The sequence below is a fragment of the Candidatus Pelagibacter sp. PS_31 genome, assembly GCF_059417865.1.
Genome location: NZ_CM182069.1, coordinates 773,078 through 799,076, shown reverse-complemented (window position 1 = coordinate 799,076; position 25,999 = coordinate 773,078). Strand labels below are relative to the sequence as shown.

At 29.3% G+C, this 25,999-nt stretch carries 31 protein-coding genes; 24 read left to right on the top strand and 7 right to left on the bottom strand.

Annotated features, from left to right (window positions below; translation table 11 throughout):
- Positions 1 to 8: 8 nt before the first annotated feature.
- Genes AC5SLN_RS04290 through AC5SLN_RS04280 form a run of 3 tightly spaced genes read left to right on the top strand, consistent with a single transcriptional unit; the run spans position 9 to position 5,629 of the window.
- Positions 9 to 2,342: a penicillin-binding protein 1A gene (locus AC5SLN_RS04290; RefSeq protein ID WP_494592883.1), complete on the top strand. Its 2,334-nt coding sequence runs from the start codon at positions 9 to 11 to the stop codon at positions 2,340 to 2,342.
- A 45-nt stretch (positions 2,343 to 2,387) separates the two neighbouring features.
- Complete coding sequence (prfB, locus tag AC5SLN_RS04285; protein WP_494594195.1) at positions 2,388 to 3,437, top strand: peptide chain release factor 2; 1,050 nt, start codon at positions 2,388 to 2,390, stop codon at positions 3,435 to 3,437.
- Positions 3,437 to 5,629: an RNA polymerase beta'' subunit family protein gene (locus tag AC5SLN_RS04280; protein WP_494592881.1), complete on the top strand. Its 2,193-nt coding sequence runs from the start codon at positions 3,437 to 3,439 to the stop codon at positions 5,627 to 5,629. Before prfB ends, AC5SLN_RS04280 begins: the two co-directional genes overlap by 1 nt.
- On the opposite strand, the gene tyrS is transcribed toward AC5SLN_RS04280, so the two are convergent.
- Entirely contained in the window at positions 5,626 to 6,855 is a 1,230-nt protein-coding gene (gene tyrS / locus AC5SLN_RS04275) for a tyrosine--tRNA ligase (RefSeq protein ID WP_494592879.1), read from the bottom strand. The two genes, AC5SLN_RS04280 and tyrS, sit on opposite strands and share 4 nt — an antisense overlap.
- Positions 6,856 to 6,899: 44 nt before the next feature.
- Here tyrS and AC5SLN_RS04270 point away from each other — a divergent pair, with 44 nt between their 5' ends.
- Positions 6,900 to 8,027, top strand: a complete 1,128-nt coding sequence (locus AC5SLN_RS04270; protein WP_494592877.1) for an anhydro-N-acetylmuramic acid kinase — start codon at positions 6,900 to 6,902, stop codon at positions 8,025 to 8,027.
- A gap of 2 nt (positions 8,028 to 8,029) precedes the next feature.
- Here the strand turns inward: AC5SLN_RS04270 and AC5SLN_RS04265 are convergent, their stop codons facing one another.
- Positions 8,030 to 8,686 (bottom strand): alpha/beta hydrolase, encoded by a 657-nt coding sequence (locus AC5SLN_RS04265; protein ID WP_494592875.1) that lies wholly within the window; start codon positions 8,684 to 8,686, stop codon positions 8,030 to 8,032.
- A 136-nt stretch (positions 8,687 to 8,822) separates the two neighbouring features.
- Between AC5SLN_RS04265 and AC5SLN_RS04260 the strand changes: the two genes are divergently transcribed.
- The 9 genes from AC5SLN_RS04260 to AC5SLN_RS04220 are packed head-to-tail and all read left to right on the top strand — an operon-like array spanning position 8,823 to position 15,216.
- On the top strand, positions 8,823 to 9,248 hold the full coding sequence (locus tag AC5SLN_RS04260) for an RrF2 family transcriptional regulator (RefSeq protein WP_006997175.1): 426 nt from the start codon (positions 8,823 to 8,825) through the stop codon (positions 9,246 to 9,248).
- A gap of 1 nt (position 9,249) precedes the next feature.
- Positions 9,250 to 10,692 (top strand): Fe-S cluster assembly protein SufB, encoded by a 1,443-nt coding sequence (gene sufB / locus AC5SLN_RS04255; RefSeq protein ID WP_494592873.1) that lies wholly within the window; start codon positions 9,250 to 9,252, stop codon positions 10,690 to 10,692.
- Entirely contained in the window at positions 10,692 to 11,426 is a 735-nt protein-coding gene (sufC, locus tag AC5SLN_RS04250) for a Fe-S cluster assembly ATPase SufC (RefSeq protein ID WP_494577623.1), read from the top strand. The genes sufB and sufC overlap by 1 nt, the downstream gene beginning before the upstream one ends.
- Positions 11,427 to 12,671: a SufB/SufD family protein gene (locus tag AC5SLN_RS04245; RefSeq protein ID WP_494592871.1), complete on the top strand. Its 1,245-nt coding sequence runs from the start codon at positions 11,427 to 11,429 to the stop codon at positions 12,669 to 12,671.
- Complete coding sequence (locus tag AC5SLN_RS04240) at positions 12,668 to 13,885, top strand: aminotransferase class V-fold PLP-dependent enzyme (protein ID WP_494591297.1); 1,218 nt, start codon at positions 12,668 to 12,670, stop codon at positions 13,883 to 13,885. Before AC5SLN_RS04245 ends, AC5SLN_RS04240 begins: the two co-directional genes overlap by 4 nt.
- Complete coding sequence (sufU, locus tag AC5SLN_RS04235) at positions 13,885 to 14,355, top strand: Fe-S cluster assembly sulfur transfer protein SufU (protein WP_018413975.1); 471 nt, start codon at positions 13,885 to 13,887, stop codon at positions 14,353 to 14,355. Before AC5SLN_RS04240 ends, sufU begins: the two co-directional genes overlap by 1 nt.
- 3 nt (positions 14,356 to 14,358) lie before the next feature.
- Positions 14,359 to 14,655, top strand: a complete 297-nt coding sequence (locus tag AC5SLN_RS04230; protein WP_011281910.1) for an iron-sulfur cluster assembly protein — start codon at positions 14,359 to 14,361, stop codon at positions 14,653 to 14,655.
- A complete protein-coding gene (locus AC5SLN_RS04225; RefSeq protein WP_006997168.1) occupies positions 14,655 to 14,987 on the top strand; it encodes a HesB/IscA family protein in 333 nt (110 codons plus the stop codon). Before AC5SLN_RS04230 ends, AC5SLN_RS04225 begins: the two co-directional genes overlap by 1 nt.
- 58 nt (positions 14,988 to 15,045) lie before the next feature.
- A complete protein-coding gene (locus AC5SLN_RS04220) occupies positions 15,046 to 15,216 on the top strand; it encodes a hypothetical protein (RefSeq protein WP_006997167.1) in 171 nt (56 codons plus the stop codon).
- A gap of 6 nt (positions 15,217 to 15,222) precedes the next feature.
- Here AC5SLN_RS04220 and glnA read toward each other — a convergent pair whose 3' ends face one another.
- Positions 15,223 to 16,629, bottom strand: a complete 1,407-nt coding sequence (gene glnA, locus AC5SLN_RS04215) for a type I glutamate--ammonia ligase (protein ID WP_494577400.1) — start codon at positions 16,627 to 16,629, stop codon at positions 15,223 to 15,225.
- Positions 16,630 to 16,775: 146 nt separating this feature from the next.
- Here glnA and AC5SLN_RS04210 point away from each other — a divergent pair, with 146 nt between their 5' ends.
- From AC5SLN_RS04210 to AC5SLN_RS04200, 3 genes are read left to right on the top strand one after another with little or no spacing between them, the layout of a single operon-like run.
- On the top strand, positions 16,776 to 17,255 hold the full coding sequence (locus AC5SLN_RS04210) for a YbaK/EbsC family protein (RefSeq protein ID WP_494591295.1): 480 nt from the start codon (positions 16,776 to 16,778) through the stop codon (positions 17,253 to 17,255).
- Positions 17,252 to 18,136, top strand: a complete 885-nt coding sequence (locus AC5SLN_RS04205) for a DMT family transporter (RefSeq protein ID WP_271498882.1) — start codon at positions 17,252 to 17,254, stop codon at positions 18,134 to 18,136. Before AC5SLN_RS04210 ends, AC5SLN_RS04205 begins: the two co-directional genes overlap by 4 nt.
- Positions 18,133 to 18,297, top strand: a complete 165-nt coding sequence (locus AC5SLN_RS04200; protein WP_494576323.1) for a hypothetical protein — start codon at positions 18,133 to 18,135, stop codon at positions 18,295 to 18,297. Before AC5SLN_RS04205 ends, AC5SLN_RS04200 begins: the two co-directional genes overlap by 4 nt.
- On the opposite strand, the gene AC5SLN_RS04195 is transcribed toward AC5SLN_RS04200, so the two are convergent.
- The 3 genes from AC5SLN_RS04195 to AC5SLN_RS04185 all read right to left on the bottom strand — a co-directional run bounded on the left by AC5SLN_RS04195 (position 18,294) and on the right by AC5SLN_RS04185 (position 21,068).
- Positions 18,294 to 18,839 carry a hypothetical protein gene (locus AC5SLN_RS04195; RefSeq protein WP_271498877.1) on the bottom strand — a complete coding sequence of 182 codons (546 nt, stop codon included), beginning with the start codon at positions 18,837 to 18,839 and terminating at the stop codon, positions 18,294 to 18,296. The genes AC5SLN_RS04200 and AC5SLN_RS04195 overlap by 4 nt on opposite strands.
- 149 nt (positions 18,840 to 18,988) lie before the next feature.
- Positions 18,989 to 20,347: a glycine cleavage T C-terminal barrel domain-containing protein gene (locus AC5SLN_RS04190; protein WP_494591293.1), complete on the bottom strand. Its 1,359-nt coding sequence runs from the start codon at positions 20,345 to 20,347 to the stop codon at positions 18,989 to 18,991.
- Positions 20,340 to 21,068, bottom strand: coding sequence for a methylenetetrahydrofolate reductase (locus AC5SLN_RS04185; protein ID WP_494577615.1), 729 nt, complete (start codon positions 21,066 to 21,068; stop codon positions 20,340 to 20,342). The genes AC5SLN_RS04190 and AC5SLN_RS04185 overlap by 8 nt, the downstream gene beginning before the upstream one ends.
- Positions 21,069 to 21,169: 101 nt before the next feature.
- Here AC5SLN_RS04185 and AC5SLN_RS04180 point away from each other — a divergent pair, with 101 nt between their 5' ends.
- The 7 genes from AC5SLN_RS04180 to AC5SLN_RS04150 are packed head-to-tail and all read left to right on the top strand — an operon-like array spanning position 21,170 to position 25,191.
- Positions 21,170 to 22,363: an aromatic ring-hydroxylating oxygenase subunit alpha gene (locus AC5SLN_RS04180; protein ID WP_494591291.1), complete on the top strand. Its 1,194-nt coding sequence runs from the start codon at positions 21,170 to 21,172 to the stop codon at positions 22,361 to 22,363.
- Position 22,364: 1 nt separating this feature from the next.
- Positions 22,365 to 22,772 (top strand): P-loop nucleotide/nucleoside kinase family protein, encoded by a 408-nt coding sequence (locus AC5SLN_RS04175; RefSeq protein ID WP_494576315.1) that lies wholly within the window; start codon positions 22,365 to 22,367, stop codon positions 22,770 to 22,772.
- Positions 22,772 to 23,146 (top strand): cytidyltransferase, encoded by a 375-nt coding sequence (locus tag AC5SLN_RS04170; protein WP_494592869.1) that lies wholly within the window; start codon positions 22,772 to 22,774, stop codon positions 23,144 to 23,146. Before AC5SLN_RS04175 ends, AC5SLN_RS04170 begins: the two co-directional genes overlap by 1 nt.
- Positions 23,130 to 23,915, top strand: a complete 786-nt coding sequence (locus AC5SLN_RS04165) for an enoyl-CoA hydratase (RefSeq protein ID WP_494592868.1) — start codon at positions 23,130 to 23,132, stop codon at positions 23,913 to 23,915. The genes AC5SLN_RS04170 and AC5SLN_RS04165 overlap by 17 nt, the downstream gene beginning before the upstream one ends.
- Positions 23,915 to 24,352: a CoA-binding protein gene (locus AC5SLN_RS04160; RefSeq protein ID WP_494577609.1), complete on the top strand. Its 438-nt coding sequence runs from the start codon at positions 23,915 to 23,917 to the stop codon at positions 24,350 to 24,352. Before AC5SLN_RS04165 ends, AC5SLN_RS04160 begins: the two co-directional genes overlap by 1 nt.
- Positions 24,353 to 24,772: a YeeE/YedE family protein gene (locus tag AC5SLN_RS04155; RefSeq protein WP_494592866.1), complete on the top strand. Its 420-nt coding sequence runs from the start codon at positions 24,353 to 24,355 to the stop codon at positions 24,770 to 24,772.
- Positions 24,769 to 25,191, top strand: coding sequence for a DUF6691 family protein (locus AC5SLN_RS04150; protein WP_271626195.1), 423 nt, complete (start codon positions 24,769 to 24,771; stop codon positions 25,189 to 25,191). The genes AC5SLN_RS04155 and AC5SLN_RS04150 overlap by 4 nt, the downstream gene beginning before the upstream one ends.
- Here AC5SLN_RS04150 and AC5SLN_RS04145 read toward each other — a convergent pair.
- Positions 25,149 to 25,346: a hypothetical protein gene (locus AC5SLN_RS04145; protein ID WP_006998027.1), complete on the bottom strand. Its 198-nt coding sequence runs from the start codon at positions 25,344 to 25,346 to the stop codon at positions 25,149 to 25,151. The two genes, AC5SLN_RS04150 and AC5SLN_RS04145, sit on opposite strands and share 43 nt — an antisense overlap.
- 38 nt (positions 25,347 to 25,384) lie before the next feature.
- On the opposite strand from AC5SLN_RS04145, the gene AC5SLN_RS04140 reads away from it, so the two are divergent.
- Complete coding sequence (locus AC5SLN_RS04140; RefSeq protein ID WP_494591286.1) at positions 25,385 to 25,954, top strand: NAD(P)H-dependent oxidoreductase; 570 nt, start codon at positions 25,385 to 25,387, stop codon at positions 25,952 to 25,954.
- The last annotated feature ends 45 nt before the right edge of the window (positions 25,955 to 25,999 follow it).

Here is a 25,999-nt window from a genome sequence, read left to right as displayed (position 1 = left end):
AAACTAAAATGCATCGAATAATTAAAAATATATTTATAGTAGTTTTAAGTGTTGGTTTGTTATCTGCATTTTCTGTATTAGCTGTTTTGTGGGCTTTTTCTAACAATTTACCAGATTATAAATTCCTCAAAAATTATAAACCATCAGTTTCTAGTAAAGTTTACTCAGGGGATGGTGAGTTGGTGAATGATTTTTCATCAGAAAAACGAATATTTGTACCCTATAAATCAATACCAGAAAAAGTGATTAATGCTTTCTTGTCTGCAGAAGATAAAAATTTCTATTCGCATCCAGGAGTAGATGCCAAAGGAGTATTAAGAGCAATAATTAATAACATTTCCAATGTAGTTGCATCAAGAAGATTGGAAGGCGCATCAACGATAACTCAACAAGTGGCAAAAAATTTTTTATTAACAAACGAAGTAAGTTTAAATAGAAAAATTAAAGAGGCAATTCTTGCCTTTAGAATAGAAAGAGCTCTTTCAAAAGAAAGAATATTAGAACTATACTTAAATCAAATATATCTGGGTGAAGGCACTTATGGTGTTGCATCTGCTAGCTTAGAATATTTTGACAAATCAATTAGTGAATTGAATTATGAAGAATCAGCTTTATTAGCAGCTCTGCCAAAGGCTCCAAGTAGATATAACCCGTATAAAAATATAGAACTCGCAAAATTTAGAAGAGATCTCGTTATAAACAATTTGTTTGAAAATAATTATATAAGCAAACAAAATCAAAAAGAACTTTTGTCAAAAAAAATAATATTAAAAAAAAGAAAAAAAATTTTTACAGAAGATACGAGTTACTACGTAGAAGATATTAGAAAAAATGTGGTTGAAAAATTAGGATTTGATAAAGTCTACAAACAAGGATTAAATATAAGTACACCTATTAATATTAGCTTGCAAAAAATTGCAACTGACTCATTGAGACAAGGTCTTATTGAATACGATAAACGAAAAGGGTGGCGTGGTCCATTGACTAACATTAAAAATTTAAAAAAATGGAATAAAGATTTAGATAAATTTAGATTAGAAAGATCAATTAATTGGGGTTTAGCAATAGTTAAAAAGATAGATAAATTTTCAATAGAAATTGAAACGGAATATGAAAAAAAAGGAATTATTAAGTACGAAAACATCTCGTGGATAAAAAAAGATTTTGATGAAATATTGAAAATTGGAGATGTTATTTATACTGAAAACATAAATAAAAATATATTTGCCTTAAGGCAACTGCCAGAAGTTAATGGAGGGATTGTTGTTATGGACCCTTTTACTGGACGGGTATTAGCTCTAAGCGGAGGATTTAGCTTTAAAAAAAGTGAATTTAATAGAGCCACACAAGCACTAAGACAGCCAGGTTCTGCTTTCAAACCTTTTGTTTATGCTTTAGCTCTTGAGAATGGATATACACCATCAACTTTAATTTTAGATGCACCACTAGTTTTAGAGCAAGGATCTGATTTAAAAATGTGGAAACCTGAAAACTACGGTAAAAAATTTTATGGACCATCAACACTTAGAATGGGGTTAGAAAAATCTAGAAACTTGATGACTGTCAGAATTGCACAAGATCTTGGAGTTAAAAAAATTGTTAATTTTTCAAAAAAACTCGGTATTTATGAAAATCCTAGTGAGCTTTTGTCAATTTCATTAGGCTCTGCAGAGACGACTTTATTGAAACTAACATCTGCATACTCTTCATTTATTAATGGAGGAAAATTAGTTAAACCAATAATGATAGATAGAATTCAAGACAGTGAAGGGATTACAATTTTTAATAATGAAATGAGAGAGTGTATAAATTGTGATCAAATATCTCACTTAAGTAACAATTATCCAAATATAAAGGACAGTTTTGAGCAAATATTTTCCCCAGAAACAGCATATCAAATGACCTCGATATTGGAGGGAACTGTTCAAAATGGGACAGGAAAAAATTTAAAAGATTTAAATTTGGATTTGGCCGGAAAAACAGGCACAACAAATGGAAATACAGATACATGGTTTATAGGATTTACTTCAAAATTAGTAATAGGAGTTTATGTAGGTTCAGATAATCCAAGATCACTTGGAAGGTATGAAACAGGAGCAAAAACAGCATTACCAATTTTTAAAAGTTTTGTAAAAAAAGCTGTAAAAAAAGAAGATGCAAGACCGTTTAAAGTTGCAAAAAATATTTTAATGAAAGTTATTAATCCTGTTACAGGAGAAAAAGCTGAAATTGGTACAAGAAGAACAATTATTGAAGCTTATAAAGAAGTGAAAGTAGAAAATTTATCAAATAAAGATATTAATAATAGATTAAAAAATAATAATATATTAAGGTTCTACTAATGGACAACGAATATTTAAATTATAAATCTGAAATAGAAAAAATCAATCAAAGAGTTAAGGAGTACCTTTGAAAAAAATGATATTCATAAAAAATTAGAAAAGAATAACCAAAAAATATTAGAAGCTAATTTTTGGCAAGATAAAGCAAATTCTCAGAAAGTTATTAAAGAAAAAAAATTATATGAAGAATTAATAAATTCATATGAAAATTCATCTAAATCAATAATTGATCTTGATGAATTGAACGAACTTGCTTTAGAAGAAAAAAATCAATCTGTCATAAACGAAGTTCTTGAGAGTATTAAAAATTTAAAAAAATTAGCTAAAAAAAATGAAACTAAATGTTTTTTGTCAAATGAAACTGACAGTTTAGATTGCTATATAGAAATTCATGCCGGTGCTGGTGGAACAGAGAGCCAGGATTGGGCAGAAATGTTAAGAAGAATGTATTTAAAATGGTCAGATATTAAGAATTTTAAATCAGAATTAATTAGCGAACATAAGGGAGAGGAAGCAGGCATAAAATCATCAACTATTAAAATTGAGGGTGATTATGTTTTCGGATGGTTAAAAGCCGAGTCCGGAATTCATAGGTTGGTTAGAATATCTCCTTTTGATTCTGGAGCTAGACGACATACCAGTTTTGCAAGTATCTGGATTTATCCAGTCATAGATGAAAATATTGAAATAGAAATTAATGAAAAAGATTTACGTATTGACACCTATCGATCAAGTGGAGCAGGAGGACAGCATGTGAATACTACAGATAGTGCGGTAAGAATAACCCATCTACCTTCTAAAATAGTAGTTCAATGTCAAAATGAAAGATCTCAACATAAAAATAAAGATACCTGTATGAATATGCTTAAGGCAAGACTATATGATTTTGAATTAAAAAAAAAAGAACAAGAAAGCCAAACAATAGAGTCTTCCAAGTCAGAAATTGGTTGGGGTCATCAAATTAGATCTTATGTACTTCACCCATACAGAATGGTAAAAGATAATAGAACTAACTTTGAAAGCTCAAATCCTGATAAAATCTTAGATGGTGAGATTGATGATTTTTTAGAAAGTTCTTTATATAAAGTGAAATAATGAAAAGAATAGTTAAAATTCTTGCAATATTAATAATAACCCTTGCGGCAATTGTTATTTACTTGAGCATCTATGGAGTAAAAACTGACAAGTTTAATAAAGAAATTATAAAGAATGTTTCAAAAATTAATAAAAAAATTAATCTTTCATTAAATGAGGTTAATTATCTATTAAACCCACTGAATTTTAGTATCAATATTTCAACAAAAAACCCCAAAATATTATTGGAAGATAAAAGTCTAGATTTAAAAGAGATTACTAGCAATATTTCATTAAAATCTTTTATAAGTAATCAGTTTTCTATTGATGATTTAAAAATTTCAACAAAAGAAATTAAAATCAAAGATTTAATCTCATTAACAAGAGCAGTTGAAGGCTCACCACAACTTTTTGTTTTAGATAATATCACTAAAGAGGGATTAATTTCTGCAGATATAAATCTTAAATTTGATTTAGATGGAGAAATAAAAAACAACTATCAAATAACTGGGACTGTCAAAAAAGCAAAATTTAATATTTTTAACAAGGTTGAAATTGATAATTTAAACCTTTCATTTAATATAAGCAACAATCAGCTAACATTAAAAAAGATAGAAACAAATCTTAATAGTATAAAATTAAAATCACCCTTAATCACAATTGAAAAAAAGAAAGATATATTTTTTGTTGATGGAGAGGTGGCAAATAAAGAACAAAATTTTGATATAAACAAATTAAAACCTATACTTGGTAATTTACCAAACAATATAGAGATAGAAAAAATTGACTTTAATTCTGTAAATATTTTTTCTTTCAATGTTAGCAAAAAATTAAGATTAAAAGATTTAAAACTAGAGACCAACTTAAACTTAGAAAATTTTCAAATAGTTAAAAATCCCCTTAATTTAAAAATTTTTTTACCTAATTATGCAGAACAAATTAAATTTAAAGATCATAAAATTAAAATTAAATTAATTAAAGGTATATTGGATATTGTGGGAGATGGAGATATCTATATTGGCAACGAGTTTGAACAATTATCTTACAGCGTTATTAAAGATGCGGGAGAAATAACATTTGATACAAACCTTAATATTAAAAATAATCCATTAACAATAAATTTTTTAGATTATAAGAAGAAAAAAGAAAACAGTTCAGAAATTTTATTAAAAGGTATTTACAAAAAAAATAAAGAATTGATATTAAAAGATATTTCTATAACAGAAAAAAATAATCAAATTTTAATTAAAGATTTAATATTTAGTAAAAATTTTAAAGTTAAAGATTTAAGTTACATTAAACTTAATTATCGAAATAAAAATGATCTTCTTAACAATTTAGAGCTAAAAAAAAATAAATCTAATTTTTCCATAAATGGTAAAAGTTTTGATGCAACACAGTTAATTAGCAACAGCATGAGTGATGATGAAAGTACTACAATTTTTGAAAATTTTAATTCTAAATTTAATATTAAAATAGGCACAACTTATATAAATAAAAACGATTATACTAAAAACTTAGCTGGATACTTCACTTTTAAAAATAATAAATTAGATAAATTAAATCTAGCATCTACTTTTTCTAACAATAAAAAAATGAACTTATCTATTGAAACTAATAACCAAAATGAAACTATTACAAAATTCTTTTCAAACTACCCAAAACCTTTGATTAAAAGATATGATTTCATTAAAGGATTTGAAGAAGGTTATCTAAATTTTAATTCTATAAAAAAAGATGGTGTTTCTAATTCTGTATTAATTATTGATAACTTTAAAGTTAAAGAGGTACCTGTTTTCGCTAAGCTTTTAAGCCTAGCGTCACTTCAAGGTATTGCAGATCTTTTAACGGGTGAGGGAATAAGATTTACCGATTTTGAAATGAGATATTCAAGTCAAAAAGATTTTACTAATATTGAAGAAATGTATGCAATTGGACCTGCTATTTCTATATTAATGGATGGTTATATTGAATCAAAGAAATTGGTTAGCTTGAGAGGAACATTGGTTCCAGCAACAACTATAAATAGATCTATAGCCTCAATTCCACTACTGGGTAAAATACTAATAGGAGAAAAAACGGGTGAAGGTGTTTTTGGTGTAAGTTTTAAAATAAAAGGACCTCCAAAGAATTTATCAACAACAGTTAATCCAATTAAAACACTAACACCTAGATTTATAACAAGAACTTTAGAAAAAATTAAAAAAAACTAAATTAACTCAACTTTAATATGTTTTTTCTTACCAAGTGAGAGTTTAATTAAATTACCCTTAAATAAATCCTCAGTAATTAAAAACTTTTCATCAGAAATAGCCTTACCATTTATTTTAATTCCATTCCCTTTAATTAATCTTCTAATTTCACTTTTAGAAGCTTCTAATTTTGATAAAATTACCAAATCTAGAATACTTATATTATCATCTAACATTTTTTTATTAATTTGAGTGATTGGTAGATTATCACCTAATGAATTTTCAGAAAATGTTCGTTTGGCTGTTTCTTGGCATTTACTTGCTTCATCTTCTCCATGCAACATAGAAGTAGCTTTGTTGGCAAGTAAAATTTTTAACTCATTAATATTGTCATCTTTAATATTTTCAATTTCATCAACATTAATATCTGTAAAAATTTTTAAAAACTTTAAGACATCTCGATCATCAATATTTCTCCAAAATTGCCAGTAGTCATATGATGAAAGAAATTTTTTATCTAGCCAAACAGCTCCAGATTCAGTTTTACCCATTTTTGCACCTGATGCCAATGTAATAAGAGGTGTCGTTAAACCGTAAACATGATTATTTGAATATCTTTTTATAAGATCAACTCCATTAACAATATTACCCCATTGATCAGAGCCACCAATTTGAAGCATACATTTTTCTTTTTTGTTTAATTCTAAAAAATCATATGCTTGTAAAATCATATAGTTAAATTCCATATAACTTAATGACTGCTCTCTCTCTAATCTAATTTTGACACTATCAAAACTCAACATTTTGTTAATTGTAAAATGTTTTCCAACATCTCTTAGAAAAGAAATATAATTTAAATTTTTAAGCCATGTGTAGTTATTAACAAATATAGGTTTTGTCTCTGGATCTTTATCATCTAAAAAATTTTTTAGAATTTTTTCAATATTATTTATATTTTTTTCTATTTCTTTTTCAGATAAAATTGTCCTAGTTTTATCTTTTCCGGATGGATCACCTATTCTAGTAGTACCCCCTCCTAATAAAACAATTGGTTGGTGGCCATGTTTTTGGAGCAATCTAAGACACATAATTTGAAGTAAACTACCAACGTGAAGACTTTCAGCTGTACAATCAAAACCAATATAAGCTCTGATTTTTTCTTTATCTAATAATTGAGATAGATTTTCTTCACCTGTACACTGGTAAAAGAAACCACGATCTTTAAATTCTTTTAAAAATTTATTCATAAATATGCTATCTAGAATATACAATATTTACTTTAAAAATAAGAATGGAAAAATTTTATACTTCTTTAGGGTTAATGAGTGGCACATCTATGGATGGGGTTGATGCGTCAATTATTAAATCAGATGGTGAAAGTAACTATGAGCCTATATTTGATAAATATTTTGAGTATGATGCGGTAATTTATTCAAACTTACTAAATCTCAGAGATAAAATAAATTCAATAAAAGATATAAAAGCTAATTCTTATCAAATTAACGAGCTCGAGAGAAACATTACCTTATTTCATGCAAAAATTAGCAAAGAAATTATAAAGAATGCAGGAGTAGATGTAGATATAGTTGGGTTTCACGGTCAAACAATTTTTCACAATGCTCAGGAAAAAATATCAAAACAAATAGGAGATGGCAATTTACTATCAAGTCTTTTAAAAAAAAATGTAGTTTATAACTTTAGAGAAAATGACATTCATAATGGAGGCCAAGGAGCTCCATTAGCTCCAATCTTTCATAACTTACTTATAAACCAGAATAAAATAGAGAAACCTGCTTGTGTTTTAAACATAGGAGGTATCGCAAATATTACTCTTGTTATCTCAAAAAATAATAAAGATTTAAAAAGTTTTGATGTAGGTCCTGGTAATTGTCTTTTAGATGAATGGGTTAGAAGACACACACAAATGAAATATGATGAAAATGGAAAAGCATCAAATATAGGAAAAACAAGTGAAGTTATTCTAAATCAAGCGATTGATAATTTTGACAATATAAGCAATCAAAAAAAACTTTCATTTGATATAAAAGATTTTGATTTAAGTTTTGTAAAAGGTCTCACATATGAGGATGGCTTATCTACATTAGTAGATTTTACAGCAATAATAATTTATCAATCAATTTTAAAATCAATTAACAGTGAAGAAAATAAAAAGTTATTAATAATAGTTTGTGGTGGTGGAAGAAAAAACCTTTCATTAATGGAGAGCATAAGAAAAAGACTACCAAAAAATATTTCTTTAAAAATAATTGATGATTATAAAATTGATGGTGATTTCATCGAGTCCCAAGCATTTGCTTATCTTGCAATTAGGTCTGCACTTAAAAAAGTAATTTCATTCCCCAATACTACAAATGTCAAAAAACCATCAATAGGTGGAGTTTTAGTTAAAAACTATTAAGATTAAAATAAAGCAGATTCTTTTTTGATATATTTATCTAAACATTTTACTAATACGTCTTCTGTTTTAGTAAAAAAATGATTAGCATCATTTATAGCCTGAAAGTCAACTTTAATACCTTTTTGGGCACTCAATCTTTTATCTAGATCTGCAATATGTTCTAAGGGAACTAACTCATCCTTTTTTCCATAAATCATTAAACCTGAAGTAGGACATGGAGATAAGAATGAAAAGTCATAAACATTTGGTTGTGGCGAAATTGCAATAAATCTATTTATTTCTGGTCTTCTCATTAATAATTGCATTGCAATTAAAGACCCAAAGGAAAATCCTGAAACCCAACATTGTGAGTTATCAAAATTTTCACGCTCTAACCAATCTAGTGCTGCAGCAGCATCAGCCAGTTCACCTTGACCATTATCAAACTCACCATCACTTTTTCCAACACCTCTAAAATTTACTCTACATACAGAAAATCCATTTTCCATAAAAGTATGAAATGTATCAACTACAACTTTATTATTCATTGTTCCTCCATATTGAGGATGAGGTTGTAATACTAACGCTATTGGTGATGTAATTTTTTCACTTTTGTAATACTTGGCCTCCATTCTTCCAGCAGGCCCAGGTATAAAAACTTCAACTATTTTATTGTCCATAAATGATATTGATTATTATTCTCAAAAAAAAATACACATATCATAACTAAGCGACAATATGTTATCTTTTTTATGTATTGTATACTTGACTAATTTAGTCAGGTTTGTATAAAAAGCCCACTTAAATAAGGATAATATGAAATTAACTTCAAAAGGTAGATACGCAGTAATGGCTTTAGCTGATCTTGCTAAGTTCAATAGTGTTAATCCAGTATCTTTAAGAGATATATCGTTAAGACAAGGTATTTCTTTGGATTTTTTAGAACAAATTTTTTCTAAGTTAAAAAAATATAATATCGTAAAAAGTATTAGGGGTACTAATGGAGGTTATATCTTAAACAAAGAACCAGAAGAAATTAAATTAGCAAACATACTTAGTGCCGTAGATGAAGAAGTTAAAACTGTTCAATGCAAGAAGGAATCTAAAAAAGGATGCAATAGTAAGACTACGAAATGTATCACTCATAATTTATGGGACGAACTTGAAGTTCATATCAATCATTTTTTCGAACAAAAAAATTTAAAAGATCTTATAAGCAATTCTTCAGAAAGTAGAAATTAAAATGGATGCAAGAGAAAAAGAAATAGAAAAATTAAAAGATTATAAATATGGATTTTCAACTGATATTGAAAATACTAGAGCACCCAAGGGTTTAAATGAAGAAGTAATTAAGTTTATTTCAAATATTAAAAAAGAACCACAATGGATGCTTGATTGGAGATTGAATGCCTTTGAAAGATTAAAGCAATTAAAAGAACCTAATTGGCAAAAACCTAAATATCCCAAAATAGATTATCAAGACCTTTATTATTATTCAGCACCAAAAAGCATGGATGACAAACCAAAAAGTTTAGACGAGTTAGATCCAAAATTATTAGAAACTTATAATAAACTTGGAATACCTCTTCAAGAACAAGCAAGACTTAATGGAATAGCAGTTGATGCTGTATTTGATTCTGTTTCTGTTGCAACCACGTTTAAGGGTGAGCTAAATAAAAAAGGAATTATTTTTTGTTCTATGTCTGAAGCTATACAAGATCATCCCGAATTAGTAAAAAAATATTTAGGGTCTGTAATTCCAATATCAGATCATTATTTTGCAACACTTAATTCTGCAGTATTTACTGATGGGTCATTTGTATATATTCCTGAAGGTGTAAGATGCCCGATGGAACTCTCAACTTATTTTAGAATTAATGCTACTGAAACAGGTCAATTTGAAAGAACTTTAATCATAGCAGATAAAGGAAGTTATGTAAGTTATCTAGAAGGATGCACAGCACCAATGAGAGATGAAAATCAATTACATGCAGCAAATGTAGAATTAGTTGCACTAGATGATGCTGAAATAAAATATTCAACTGTACAAAATTGGTATCCTGGAGACAAAGATGGAAAAGGTGGAATTTATAATTTTGTAACAAAAAGAGGTTTGTGCAAAGGAAAAAATTCAAAAATATCTTGGACACAAGTTGAAACAGGTTCAGCAATTACATGGAAATATCCAAGCTGTATATTGATGGGTGATAATTCTGTAGGAGAATTTTACTCAATAGCAATAACAAACAATCATCAAAAAGCAGATACAGGTACTAAAATGATTCATTTGGGTAAAAATACAAAAAGCAAAATAATATCAAAAGGTATTTCAGCTGGATTTGCAGATAATACTTATAGAGGCTTAGTGGATATTGCAAAAAATGCTGACAATGCAAGAAATTTTACTCAATGCGACTCTCTTTTGATGGGTAATAAGTGTGGAGCGCATACTGTTCCATACATAAAGAATAAAAATTCTAGCTCAAATATTGAGCATGAAGCAACCACATCTAAAATTAGTGATGAACAATTGTTCTATTGTAATCAAAGAGGTTTAAATCAAGAAGAGGCTGTGAGTTTAATTGTTAATGGTTTTTGTAAAGAGGTTCTTCAACAATTACCAATGGAATTTGCTGTTGAAGCTCAAAAATTAGTAGGAATTAGTTTAGAAGGGAGTGTTGGTTAATGTTAACAATTAAAGATCTTAAAGCGAATATTGATAATAAAGAAATTTTAAAAGGTTTAAATTTAGAAATTAAACCAGGAGAGGTACATGCAATCATGGGACCTAATGGATCTGGAAAAAGCACTCTATCAAATGTTCTTTCAGGGAAAAAAGGATACACTGTAACTGGTGAAGTAAAGTATTTTAATGAAAATCTTTTAGATTTAGAAATTGAAGAAAGAGCTCATAAAGGAATATTTTTAGCATTCCAATATCCATTAGAAATACCAGGGGTTAATACCAATATATTCTTAAAAACATCTTTAAATGCAATTAAAAAAGCTAAAGGTGAAAAAGAATTAGATGCTATTGAATTCTTAAAATTAGTTAAACAAAAAGCTGGAGAATTAAAATTTGATGAAAAAATATTAAGTAGACAATTGAATGTAGGTTTTTCTGGTGGAGAAAAGAAAAAAAATGAAATACTTCAAATGTCTATACTAAATCCTAAGCTATCTATTTTAGATGAAACAGATTCAGGACTTGATATTGATGCTTTAAAAATAGTATCTGAAGGTGTGAATGCATTAAGAAGTAAAGACAGTTCTTTTTTAATTATTACCCACTATCAAAGATTACTTGATTATATTAAACCAGATTTTGTTCATGTTTTAATTGATGGTCAAATTGTTAAATCTGGAGGATCTGAATTGGCAATGGAATTAGAAAGCAAAGGTTACGAAACTCTTAGTTAAATGATTGAACAATTAAAATCAGATTTCAATAAGATGACAGAAAATTTAAAATTATCTGAAAATAATGTTGAGTTTAGAAAAAAAAATTTAACAAGTTTTATTGATAAAGGCTTTCCAAATAAAAGAATTGAAGATTGGAAATTTTCTGATTTAAATCAAATTATCTCATCGAATATTGAAAATTTAATTTTTTATGATGATAAGACTTACGAGACTAAAGATCAAATATCATTAATTAATAAGTTTGAACATAATAAGATAATTTTTATTAATGGAGTTATTTCAAAAGTAGACATCAAGTATGAGGATGACACTAAAGTTTTAATTAATAATGATTTAGATTTAAGCAACAATACTAATGAAATTAATCCATTAGTATCCTTAAATCATGCTCTAGCTAGTGCACATATTGGTATTATTGTTAAGGAGAATTATTCATTAAATAAGCCATTAATTTTATACAATATTACTACTGAGGATGTTAATTCAACAGCACTCAATTTAAGAACAGATATTAAGTTAGAAAAAAATAGTAGCTTGAAATTAGTTACTATATTTGATGATCACTCTCAAAATAATTTCATTAATATTAATCAAAATTTTGATATTGCTCAAGATTCAATCCTTAAAAGCTATAAAATTGATCATAAAACTAATTCTAATATTAAATATTTTTATAATAATATTAATCTTGAAAAAAATAGTATCTCTGAAAATTTTATTTTTTCAACAGGATCTAAATTTATCAAAAATGAAGTAAATTGTAATTTAAATGATCAATACAGTTCAGCATTTATTAATGGTGTGATAAATTTAAAAAACTCACAACATCATGAAATTAAAACGAACATAAATCATTTGGCAGAAAATACAAAAAGCTATCAATTAATCAAAACGGTTTTAAATGATAAATCCAAAGGTATTTATCAAGGTAAAATTTTTGTTGATCAAAAAGCACAGAAAACAAATGGGTACCAACTAAGTAAAGCTTTACTTTTAAATGAAAATACAGAATTCGATGGTAAACCTGAACTTGAAATTTATGCAGATGATGTAAAATGCTCGCATGGATCGACTTCGGGTAACTTAGACGAAGACTCAATATTTTATCTAATGTCTCGAGGTCTAAGTCATCAGCAATCAAAAGAATTATTGATTAATGGTTTTCTAATGGATGCAGTTGAAACAATTACAGATTTAGAAATCAAAAATTTAATCAAAGATATGATGGGAGTTGTAGAGTGAGTATAGAAAATATTAAAAAAGAATTTCCAATATTTAATAATAAAGTTCATAATAATGATCTTGTATATCTTGATAGCGCTAACTCATCTCAAAAACCACAATCTGTAATTGATAGAGTTAATGATTTTTATACAAATGAATTTTCAAACACAGGAAGAAGCGTTCATTACTTAGCAGTAGCTGCAACTAATCTTTATGAAAATACAAGATCTTCTGTTCAAAAATATATTAACGCTAAAGATAAAAATGAAATTGTATTCACTAAAGGCGCAACTGAGGCAATTAATCTTGTAGCTAATACCTATGGTCAAAAATTTTTAAAAGAAGGGGATGAAATACTTATAACAGAACTTGAACATCATTCTAATTACGTACCTTGGCATTTTTTGAGGCAATCTAAAGGTATAAAGATTGAGTTTGCTGAAATTAATGATGATGGAGAAATTACTTTAGAAAGTATTGAAAAAAAAATTACATCAAAAACAAAATTAATTGCTATTACACACTTATCAAATGTAACAGGATCAGTTTTACCAGTTAAAGAAATAACAGAATTTGCTCATTCAAAAGGTATTGCGGTTTTAGTTGATGGATGCCAAGGTGCTCCTCATTTAAAACTTGATATGCAAGACATAGACTGTGATTTTTATGCTATTTCTTGTCACAAAATGTATGGGCCTACTGGTCTTGGTGTTTTATATGCAAAGAAAAAGTGGTTAGAAGAATTACCACCCTATCAAGGTGGAGGTGGAATGATTCAAGATGTAAAAAAAGATTGCATTTCATATGGTGATTTACCTAATAAATATGAAGCTGGCACGATGGCTACAGCACAAGTCATAGCATTTGATCAATCTATAAAATTTTTAGAAAAAATCGGAATTGAAAACATGATTAAACATGAGCAAGAATTAATCCAGTATGGTCAAGAAATTTTAAGAAAAAATAATTCAGTTAAATTAATTGGTAACCCAAAACATAGATCAGCAGTTTTATCTTTTACTATAGAGGGTGTTCATCCACATGATATAGCTACAATATTGGATGAAGATGGTGTCGCTATTAGAGCGGGTCATCATTGTTGTCAAATCCTACATGACAAATTAGGTATACCTGCAAGCGCTCGTGCCTCATTAGGTGTTTACAATACAAAAGATGATTTAGATCAACTTAATAATTCTATCAATAACTGTAAGAAAATTTTTAATATCTAATGAATATAAAAGAACTTTATCAAGAAATAATTTTAGAGCATGGTAAAAACCCGCGCAACTTAAGAAAAACAGAAAATTTTAATAAAGATGCAATGGGCAAGAATCCATTATGTGGTGATAATGTACATGTATTTTTAAAACTTGATGAAAATAAAAAAGTAGAAGATATTTCATTTGAAGGTAGTGGCTGTGCAATTTCAATGGCCTCAGCATCAATTATGACTGATTTAATTAAAGGAAAAGAAGAAGTTGAAGTTAAAGAAATTGTAAATGACTTCTTAGGTATGATTAAGGAAAATCCTGAATTAAAATCAAAAAACCTAGAAGAAGATGAAAAAACTAAATTAATGTGCTTGTCTGGAGTAAAACAATATCCAATGAGAGTAAAATGTGCGACTTTATCATGGCATACTTTAATTTCTGCAATTGACAATACTCAAGAAGAAATTAATACTGAAAAATTAGATTAAATTATGGATTTAAGAGAACAAGTAATAGCTGAAATTAGAAAAATTTATGACCCAGAGATACCGGTCAATATTTATGAATTAGGTTTAATTTATGATGTTAAGGTAAACGAGTCTAAAGCTAAAATAATAATGACCTTGACTACACCAAATTGTCCTGTTGCAGAAAGTTTACCTCAGGAAGTTAAGGATAGTGCAATGCAAGTAGAAGGCATTGAAGAGGTTGATCTAGATTTAGTTTTTGAACCGCCTTGGGAAAAATCAATGATGTCGGAAGCTGCTAAATTGGAGTTAAATCTATAATGAGTCCTATCATTAAATTAAGTGATAATGCTGCAAGTCGTATTAAAGAAATTATGTCTGGAGTTGAGTCGAATTCAATTGGCGTTAGAGTTGCAGTTAAGTCTGGTGGTTGTGCTGGCATGTCTTATGTAATGGAATATGCAAAAGAAATAAATCCTTCAGACGAAATAATTGAAGACAAAGGTGTTAAGGTTTTTGTTGATGCTGCAGCTGTTATGTACTTATTAGGCACTGAAATGGACTATAAAAAAGAGGAATTTTCATCATCATTTGTATTCAATAACCCCAATGAATCTGAACGTTGTGGTTGTGGTGAGTCATTTAAAGTATAACATTACTTAAACGCATATCAGTATTGCAAATATCACATATCTATGGTATTAAATAGTCATGAATAAATTTGAATTTAAAAATCTTGTTAAATCTTTAGAAAAGTCACTTAAAGAAAGAACTTTTTTTAAAACTCTTAGAAAAGAAGTAAACACTGGTGCTAATGGCACACAGGATTACGTTGTTAAAAAAGGAATTAACAAAGATACAATCGCAACAACTAGACAATAATTAGTTTTAGCTGCTGTAATACATCTCAAACTCTACAGGATGAGGTGCGTGTTCAAATCTATGTATCTCTTCAAATTTTAATGCAATGTAAGCATCAATTTGATCGTCAGTAAATACACCACCTTCAGTTAAAAATTCTCTATCTTTATCTAAACTTTCCATTGCTTCTCTTAAGGATCCACAAACAGTTGGAATGTTTTTAACTTCTTCTGGAGGCAATTCATAAAGATCTTTATCAAAAGATTCGCCTGGATGTATTTTATTTTTAATTCCATCTAAACCAGCCATAAGCATAGCAGCAAAAGTTAAATATGGATTTCCTGAAGCATCAGGAAATCTTATTTCACATCTTGCACCATTTTTACTTAATGAAATTGGTATACGACATGAAGCAGATCTATTTCTTGCAGAGTAAGCAAGTAGAACAGGGGCTTCAAAACCTGGAATTAATCTTTTGTAACTATTTGTTGTAGCATTTGAAAAAGCATTAATTGCTTTTGCATGTTTTAAAATACCACCAATATAGTGAAGTGCTGTTTCAGATAACCCTGCATAAGCATCACCAGAAAAAACTGGTTTGTCGTCTTTCCAAATTGATTGATGAATGTGCATACCTGAACCGTTATCTCCCGCAATCGGCTTTGGCATAAAAGTTGCTGTTTTTCCAAATGAATGTGTAACCATTTGAACTACATATTTATATAATTGAACATTATCAGCTTGATCAACAAGCGTTCCAAAGTACATACCAAGCTCATGTTGACTTGGTGCTACTTCGTGGTGATGTTTTTCAACTTTAATACCTACTTCTTTTAAACTTTTTAAATATTCACTTCTCATGTCTTGTTCGCTATCAACTGGAGGAACTGGAAAGTAACCACCTTTTACTGGAGGTCTATGACCCATATTTCCATTTGCATACTCCGTTCCAGAATTATAAGGACCTTCTTTACTATCTATTTTAAAACCAGTATTGTTTGGGTCATTATTAATTCTAACATCGTCAAAAACAAAAAATTCAGGTTCAGGACCAAAAAAAGCTTTATCACCAATGCCAGATTTTTTTAAATATGCCTCTGCCTTTTTAGCTGTTCCTCTTGGGTCTCTCTCATAAGGAGATCTTTTAACGGCATCTAGAATATCACAAAAAAGGATTAGGGTATTATGAGATGTAAAAGGGTCCATAATCATTCTAGAAGTATCAGGTATTAAAATCATGTCAGACTCGTTAATTGCCTTCCAACCGGCAATAGATGAACCATCAAAAAATACACCTTCATTTAACATATCTTCATCAACAATAGTGTGATCCATTGTTAAATGTTGAAGTTTTCCTCGAGGGTCAGTAAACCTTAAATCAACAAACTCAACTTCTTTTTCCTTCATGAATTTTAAAACATTGGCAGCAGTCATAGTTTCTCCTTTTTTAAATTTTGTGGTCAATTAATAACAAATGTTTCTTTAATAATATTGCTTGAATAATAAATATCACCTATGCGTTTTTTACATATGAATTACAACATTATTTGTTAAATTATCAATCAATTATTAGTTGAAATATGAGCTTATTAGATAAAGAACCCGTTAAAAGAGCTGAAAAATTTCTTAAAAACTTCGACCAATCCCTAGAGGTTATAGTTTTAAAAAATTCAGCAAGAACTGCACAGGATGCAGCAACAGCTTTAGCTTGTGATGTAGGTGCAATTGTCAAAAGCTTATTATTTAGAACAGAAAATACCTTCATATTATGTTTAGTGGCAGGTGATAAGAGGTGCTCATTAAATAAATTAAAAAAGATTAAAGATAAAAAAGACATTTCAATGGCATCACCAGAAGAAGTTAAGACACAAACTGGCTATACAATAGGTGGTGTATCGCCCGTTGGTCATTTAGAGAAAATTGAAATTATAATAGACAATTCTTTAGAAAGGTTTAATGAATTGTTTGCAGCAGCAGGACATCCAAACTGTGTATTTAAAACAAACTATAACGATATTCAAAAGATTACGAATGGAAAAGTTGAAGATATAATTGAATGAGACAACCTAGATTAATTGATTATACATTATTAGTAATCTTAGCTTTAATATGGGCATCAGCTTTTTTTAATATCAAAATTGCAACTGAATCTTTTGGACCAATTACAATAGCATTCTTGAGAGTTTTTTTCGGATCTATTCCAGTATTGTTATTATGTTTTTACAAAAAAATAAAAATAGAAGCATTTTCTAAAGATTGGTATTGGTTTGCTATAATAGGATTTGTCAATTTGGTATTACCTTTTTTCTTAATAGCTTACGGTGTAAAATCTGTACAAAGTAATTTAGCTGCAATATTAATGTCTACAACACCATTAAGCTCAACTGTATTAGGTCATTTTTACACAAAAAATGAAAAATTTAATGCCCTTAAAACATTTGGAATTTTAATTGGTTTTTCAGGAATTATTTATCTGTTTTCAGATAATATATTAATCAATGACAATAATTTTATTTCTGCGTTATTAATATTACTTGGGTCAACTTGTTATGTTGTTGGTGGTGTTTTAACTCTTAAAATTAGTAAGAAAAAAAATGAAAACGTAACAGGATCTATATTAATTTGGGCTGTTATAATTTTATTACCATTAGTTTGTTTTATTGAAAAACCATGGAACTCAACTCCTAGTATTCAATCTTCAATCTCTGTTGTATATTTAGGAATGGTTTCAACTGGTATCGCTTGGTTGTTAAGGTTTAAAATTTTAAAAGATAATGGGTTAATATTTCAATCACAAGTTTCTTACTTGATACCTATTTTTGGAATTATTTTAAGTTATATATTTTTAGATGAACTAATCACAGACAAAGTTTTAGTTTCATTATTTGCAGTACTAGTTGGACTTTATTTTGTAAAAAAAGCTGGATTAAAAAAGTCATGAATGAAGATGACCTGAGTAAAATCAAAGAAAATTTTGAAGAAATTGATAATTTCTGTGAAGAATGTAAAAAAGAAGATGAAAGTGTTTCTCAAAATTTAATTTTAACAGGATTTAAAACCTGTAACTCTTGTAAACTTTCAAAAACTATATTTCCAATTTAACTAATATTGCTAATGGGTAGAGCATTCATTTTACTCATCACAAATGATATTGAAAGAAAAGCAATTATTAAAAAAGCTAAAAAGACTATTCCAAAAGATTTAAAATTAGACTTTAGATTTAAAACTTGTTTTGTTGAAATGATTAATCCAGCAAATATCCAAAACTGAGTTAAAAATATTATTGGGATCATTAAATCTGGTGTGACAGCAAAAAATCTTAAAAGCCCCGGTGCATGAGCAAACCCAACAGCTGTTAATACTTTTTTAAATGAAACTTTAGTGTCTTTATCTGGAAATAATTTTACACCGATCACATAAATAAATAATCCCCATACAAACCAAGTAAGAATGGCAGTTAAACCAGACATTGCAATAGCAGTTTTAATAACAGTGTTTGCAGCAACTGCTCCTGCTAACCCGTCTAATATCATGATAAGCCCTGCAAAATATATTGCAGCTTCACCAAAGTTTTTATTATCTTTGTAAAGAGATTTATCTAATTTAATAGACCGAACAACTATATTTAAAAATTGACCAAACATTATTTATTTTTTTTACTATTTTTCTGTGCTTTGTAAGAAACAAATAGTGGAAAGAGTATTAAAGCAATTACTATTATTATGCAAATTACGATTAGGAATGATTTTGTCATTATTAGTGGGGGAGAATTAACCTCCCCCAAATAATTAATTTAACCTTTAACGACTTCTCTTGTGTTTGCGTTAAAAGATTCTGTAAATGGAATATCTACTACCACAGCATCAACAGGCGTTCCTGGTGTGTCAGAATATTTAGCGGGTAAGTGAACTTTGTACTTAGTTCCAACTTTACCTTTAGGGAAACCATTAGCATTTAATGTTCCATCAAATGGCACATATCCCATTGCTATATTTTGACCTTTTTCAGGGTGATACCAAGGTGATGTGATAAATCCTACAGGATCTCCACCACTCTCAGGTGACACTAACCAAAAGTCAGGAGCATATTCTTCAATTGGTTTTCCACCCAACTCAAGACCTACTAACTGAAGTTTGTAAGGTTTTTGACCAGCCTTAAGATCCGCACCCATTTTCTCTAATGCAGCTTTTCCAACATAGTCAGCTTTTTTATTCCACTCACCTTTGCCAGATAGTGAAACTTGGTAACCAAGGTTACACTGGAAAGGATTGTGTTGATGATCCATATCTTGTCCCCAAGAAAGAATTCCAGCTTGAATTCTTCTGTGGTGAGCAGGGGCGATAACCATTAGGCTATGTTTTTTTCCAGCTTCAAGAACAGCATTCCACATATCATCAGCGTATTTAGTTGCTTCTCTTAAGTAGATTTCATACCCAGCTTCACCTGAGAAACCAGATTGTGAAATAACACAACTTCTGCCACCAACTTTTGCTTCAGCTAAACCATAGAAAGGCATGTTATCTAGATCCACTTGATCTCCAATAAGATCCTTCATTAAAGCTTTTGATTTAGGTCCTTGAATTTGCACTGGGCAAACATCAATTTCCTCAATAGCACAATCAAATCTTCTATCAGCGTTAACACCTTGAAGATACATTCCAATATCAGAGTCCGATAGTGAGAACCAAAATTCATCTTTTGAAATTCTAAGAAGAATAGGATCATTTAAAACACCACCATAAGCATTACATAAAATTACATATCTTGCTCTCATGGGTGAGATTTTAGTTGCATCTCTAGTTATAACGTAGTCAGTAAACTTTTCTGCATCCGGACCTTTAACTCTAATTTGTCTTTCAACAGCAACGTTCCACATTGTAACGTGATTTTTAATTGCCTCATATTCAACCATCGCTCCACCATCTTCGGGTTTTACATATCCTCTTGGGTGATAAATACGATTGTATACAGTTGCTCTCCAACAACCTGCTTGCATTGATAAATGCCAATACGGAGATTTTCTTACTCTTGTTGAAATTAACATTTCAACTTTTGTAGGCCCACTCTGTCTTAAGTTGTATGGTACTTCACGATCTGATTGATCAACTGAAGTTACATGATTTAGTTTAGTATAGTCAAATTCATTAGACATAACCGTTCTCCTTCAACCACTTGTTTGTTTCCTTCAAGCCGCCGAATGTATAAATGTGGAAGTTACCAGTAAACTCTTTCACTTTCCCAATTAATTCATTAGGGTCTTTAGGTTTCAATAAATCTAATGCCTTACTAAAATTAGACTTAAGAAAATTTATAGAATTTTTCGCCCCGACAATATTAGCAAATTTAATTAAGCTAGTTATTTTCATTGGCCCAGTAATTCCTACATGCACTGGTACTGACTGCTTAGAAATGAAATCTACGATAGGTTGACTTTCTAATAACCACTGGGTCACTATATAGTCGGCGTAAGGTTTTTTATCTATCATAGCCTTTTCTAATTCTTTATCAGAAATATCCTGACTTCCCTCTGGATGTCCTGCTATTCCTATTTTAATTCCATCAAAAAATCCTGTTTCTAAAATTTGAATTGAACTATCAAATTTTCCAACTGGCTCTCTACTTCCTCCAATAACTAAAGCTTGTTTAGCACCCACATCTTTACATCTTGCAATGTAATCTTTAAGCTGAGCATCATCCGTAATTGATCTTGCTGGAAAATGTGGAACTGGATTAAATCCTTTTTTAACTAACGCCGCTGTTTGGTTAGCTGTCTCTTTATAGTCTCCTCCTGGGAGCATAGTTACATAAACATCCTTAACAGGTGGCAGTGTATCAAGATCTGTTTGAGGCCCAACCTCAAGTGAAAAATTCATTTTTTCTGATGATTATCTTTTTTGTATATGCTGTCAAAGAAATTCATCTTGTGGATAAAAATATTTGTTGCCAAAAATTGTGCTGGTGATAATTTTTTTTAATGTCTGAAAATCTTAAAAATCCTGAACTTTCAAAAATCTTGGACTTGGAAAAAATTAGAGTGGTTGGGAACCCCATCGATAAAGCCCATGGCCTACCAAATGAGTGCTACACTAGCTTCGACTATCTAAACATTGAAAGAGAGAGGATTTTCAAGGATAAATGGACGGTGATTGGCGTTGGAAGTTCTGTACCAAATGTAGGAGACGCTCAACCTTATAATTTACTAGGCATCCCTCTTATTATTTTAAGAGATAAAGAGAAAAAAATAAGGGTATTTCACAATGTCTGCAGCCATAGAGGCTTCAAGCTTTTAGATGAGCCTTGTGCTTTGAAAAATGTCTTAAGATGTCCATACCACTCCTGGTCCTACGATTTTGATGGAAAGTTAGTTGCGACACCTCACATAGGAGGCCTAAATATTCATGAGACAGAAAAATTCGATAAATCATCAAGTAATTTAAAAGAGGTTAAAACCAAAATTTGGATGGATATAATATTTATCAATATAAATGGTAATGAATTAGAGTTTGATGAATATATTAAGCCTCTCGAAGAAAGATGGTCAAAATTTATATCTAAGGAAGATCAAAAATTACTTAAGCACTCAAAAGATCATGGATACTTCAGTCTTGATGTTAAGTGTAATTGGAAGTTTGCAATAGAGAATTACTGTGAAAGTTATCACTTGCCTTGGATACATCCTGAATTAAATAAAGTTTCAAATATTAGTGATCATTACCATATTCAAGGTTTACCAAATAGATTTGCTGGCCAAGGAACAAATAAATATGATCAACCTGTTAAAGGAAATCAAAGTTTCAATAATTTTCCAAATTGGCCTAAAGACTTATTCAAAAAGGCTGAGTATATTGCTTTATTTCCAAACGTAATGATTGGTCTTCATGTAGACCATTTTTATGTTTTTTGGTTAGAGCCAAAGTCTATTAGTGAGACTAAAGAGCATTTAATGATGTATTATGTTGGCGATGATAGTGCAAATGGATCTGAGTTTGCTGAGATGAGAAAAAAAAATTCAGAATTTTGGAAAGAAGTAATGATTGAGGATATAAAAGCTATTGAGGGTATGCAAGAAGGTAGAAATTCACCAGTATATAATGGCGGGAATTTTTCACCCATAATGGATAACCCTACACATGAATTTCATAAATGGGTTGCAACAAACTTAGTTTAAAATGAAAATAATATTAATTATGGGTCTTCCAGGATCTGGCAAAACAACTTTAGCAAATGAAATTGCTCCATTACTAAATGCTAAAAGACTTAATGCTGATGAAGTTAGAAAAGAAGCTAATGATTGGGATTTTTCAGAAGAAGGCAGAACAAGACAAGCAAGTAGAATGGCAGATTTTGCAAAAAAATTAAAAGATGATGGAAATTATGTTGTAGCAGACTTTGTTTGCCCAACACCAGAGGCAAGAAACTTGTTTCCTGCAGATTATATAGTTTGGGTAAATACAATAAAAGAAGGACGTTTTGACGATACTAACAAGATGTTTGTAAAGCCTGAAAAATTTGATTGTCAGGTTACAACTCAAGATGCTAAACATTGGGCACCGATAATAATAAAGGAGATAAAATAATGGTTTACGAATGGGATAATAAAAAACCAACAGCACAAATGCTTGGCAGATGGCAACCATTTCATGATGGTCACTATGCTTTATTTCAAGAAATTATTAAAAAAACAGGTCAAGTTTGCATTCAAATAAGAGACGTTCAAGGTGTTGACGATAATCCATTTGATTTTGACACAGTTAAAAAAAATATTGAAGAAAAGTTAAACTCAGAATTTGAAGGAAGATTTAAAATAATGATGGTTCCTAATATTACTAATATTTGTTACGGAAGAGGAGTTGGTTACAAAATAGAAGAAGTTGTTTTGTCAGAAGAAATTCAACAAATCTCTGCAACAAAAATTAGAGCCAAAATGAGAGAAGATGGCAAACTTAAGTAATATTAAAATTAAACTTTTAAATAAAGATATTGCCTCAATCATAATTAGTGAGCCGAAAACATATAATGCTCTTTCATTAAAAAATTTAGGAGATTTAATTAAAGCTTTTAAAAAATTATATGAAGACAAAAATATTAAGGTAATAATTATTGAAGGGTCTGGAAAAGGTTTTAGTGCGGGTCACAATTTAAAAGAAGTAAGTGGATTAAAGAAAAGAGAAAAATATCAAAAACTTTTTAATCTTTGTTCAAAGTTGATGCTTCAAATAGTTGAAGGAAAAAAACCAGTTATTGCAAAAGTTCATGGAGCAGCATTTGCAGCAGGTTGCCAGTTAGTTGCAAGTTGTGATCTAGCTTATAGTTCTAATGATGCAATTTTTGCAACACCAGGTGTAAATATCGGTTTATTTTGCAGCACGCCGATGGTTGCTGTTAGTAGAAAGGTTAATAGAAAAAGAATGATGCATATGCTGTTAACGGGAGATCCTATTAAAGCAAATTATGCAAAAGAAATTGGACTAATTAATAATCATTTTTCTAAATCAAAATTAAACAATGAAGTGCTAAAAGTTGCAAAAACTATTGCTTCAAAATCAAGTCTTACAATTAAAATTGGAAAACAAACTTTTTATAATCAATTAGAAATGCCATTGAGAAAAGCTTACGCGTACACTAGTAAAATGATGACTAAAAATATGATGGCAATGGATGCTAAAGAAGGCATATCAGCGTTTCTACAAAAGAGAAAACCTAAGTGGAAACATAAGTAGTGAACGATAAAATAAAAGAAATTCTCTCAAAGTATAAAACAATAGCGATGGTGGGTGTTAGTAAAGATGATAAAAAGCCATCAACAATAGTGATGAAGTACATGCAAAAATATGGCTTTAAAGTTATTCCAGTTAATCCAAGTGCAAAAGGTCAAAAGATTTTAGGAGAAGAAGTTTTTGAAAAACTTGAAGATATTAATATACCTATTGATATCGTAGATGTATTTAGACCATCTGCAGAAGCTAACAAGTATGCTGAAGAGAGTGTTAAAATTGGAGCTAAAGTTCTTTGGTTACAACTTGGAATTAGAAGCATTGATGCTAAAGAATTAGTGGAGAGTAATGATATTGAGTATATTGAAAATAGATGTACAAAAATGGAATATCAAAAGCTTTTTTTAAATATAAACCCAGCTTTTCCAGTATTACAAAGTTAAATGAATATAGTTAATTTTACTCCAATCTCTGCATTTCTAGGTGGATCCTTAATTGGTTTAGCAGTAGTTATTTTTTTTGTATTTAATGGTCGATTAATTGGAATAAGTGGAATTGCCAGTAATTTTTTAACTTCAAAAGATAATAGATTTGATAATTTTTTATTTTTAATTGGATTAATTATCGGACCTATTGTTTATAAAATATTTACTCAACAGGAAATCAATATCACAATTTCAAACTCATTTTATTTATTAACAATTGCAGGCTTATTGGTTGGAGCTGGTACAAGAATAGGGGGAGGCTGTACTAGTGGACACGGCATCAGTGGAATTGGAAGATTTTCTTTAAGATCAATTATTGCAACAGTAACATTTATGATTGTTGGAATTTTAACTGTTTTGCTAAAAAATTTAATATGAATAAGATTATGTCTTTAATTTGTGGAATAATTTTTGGAATAGGTCTTACTGTTTCACAGATGATAGATCCCGCTAAAGTCTTAGGTTTTTTAAATATTTTTGGAGAATGGGACCCATCACTAGCATTTGTTATGATTGGAGCTTTAATAATATCTTCACCATTTTTTCATTTATTTAAAAATAATAAGAAACCAATTTTTGCTGATAAATTTTCTTATTCAGATAATAAAGAACTAAATAAGAAATTAATTATAGGTTCATCACTTTTTGGTGCAGGCTGGGGCTTAGCTGGATTATGTCCAGGACCTGCAATAGCTTCACTGGCTTTATTAAATTTAAATTCTGTAAGTTTTGTAATCTTTATGTTTGTTGGGTTTTATTTGGTTAAATTATTAGATTTAACAACCCAAGCACGATGATAAAAATCATCTATATTTTTTTGAATTAAACTCTTAGCTAAATTATTAGCTTCAATCTCCTCAAAAGGTCCAAATTTTTTTTCTGTATCTTTAATGATAGTTTCAATTTTATTTGGATCTTTATGAATACCAGCAACTACGTAAAAATTTTTCATAGATTTTTAATTTTTCTAGTCTATACACCCTTAATGTAATGAAAAAAATATTTCTTTTATATGGGCACTATAATGAAAAGTCTTTTAATGCAGCTATTAGAGATACATTTATTAAAACAGCAGAAAAAAACGGTAATACAGTTGATTGTGTAGATTTATATAAAGATAGATTCAACCCAGTTTTTGCTGGTGAACAAGCTGGAGAAGACGTTCTAGATCATAGAAGACGTATTGAGAAATGTGATACTATTGTTCTAATTGCACCTATTTGGAACTTTAGAATGCCAGCTATTGTAGAAGGCTGGATAGATAAAGTTTTGTCACCCCCATGGGCTTACACATTTAAAAAATTAGTTGGAAATTATGGTTATCCAATGGGAAACTTAAAAGATAAAAAAGCTATAATCTTTTGTACCTATGGATCCCCAAGGTTAGCGGTTACAACATTTTTTTTAAATTTACCTATTAGAAGGCTAAAAAGAGGTGTGTTTCATATGTGTGGCATTTATAATATTGTATACAGAAGATATTTTGCAGTACCGTTTGTAACAGATGAAAAACGAAAAGAATTTCTTGAGGACGTTAAAAAGACAGCAAATAATATATAAAACCTTATTAATTTACTTTCTAAGTCTTACAATTTCACAAGCAGA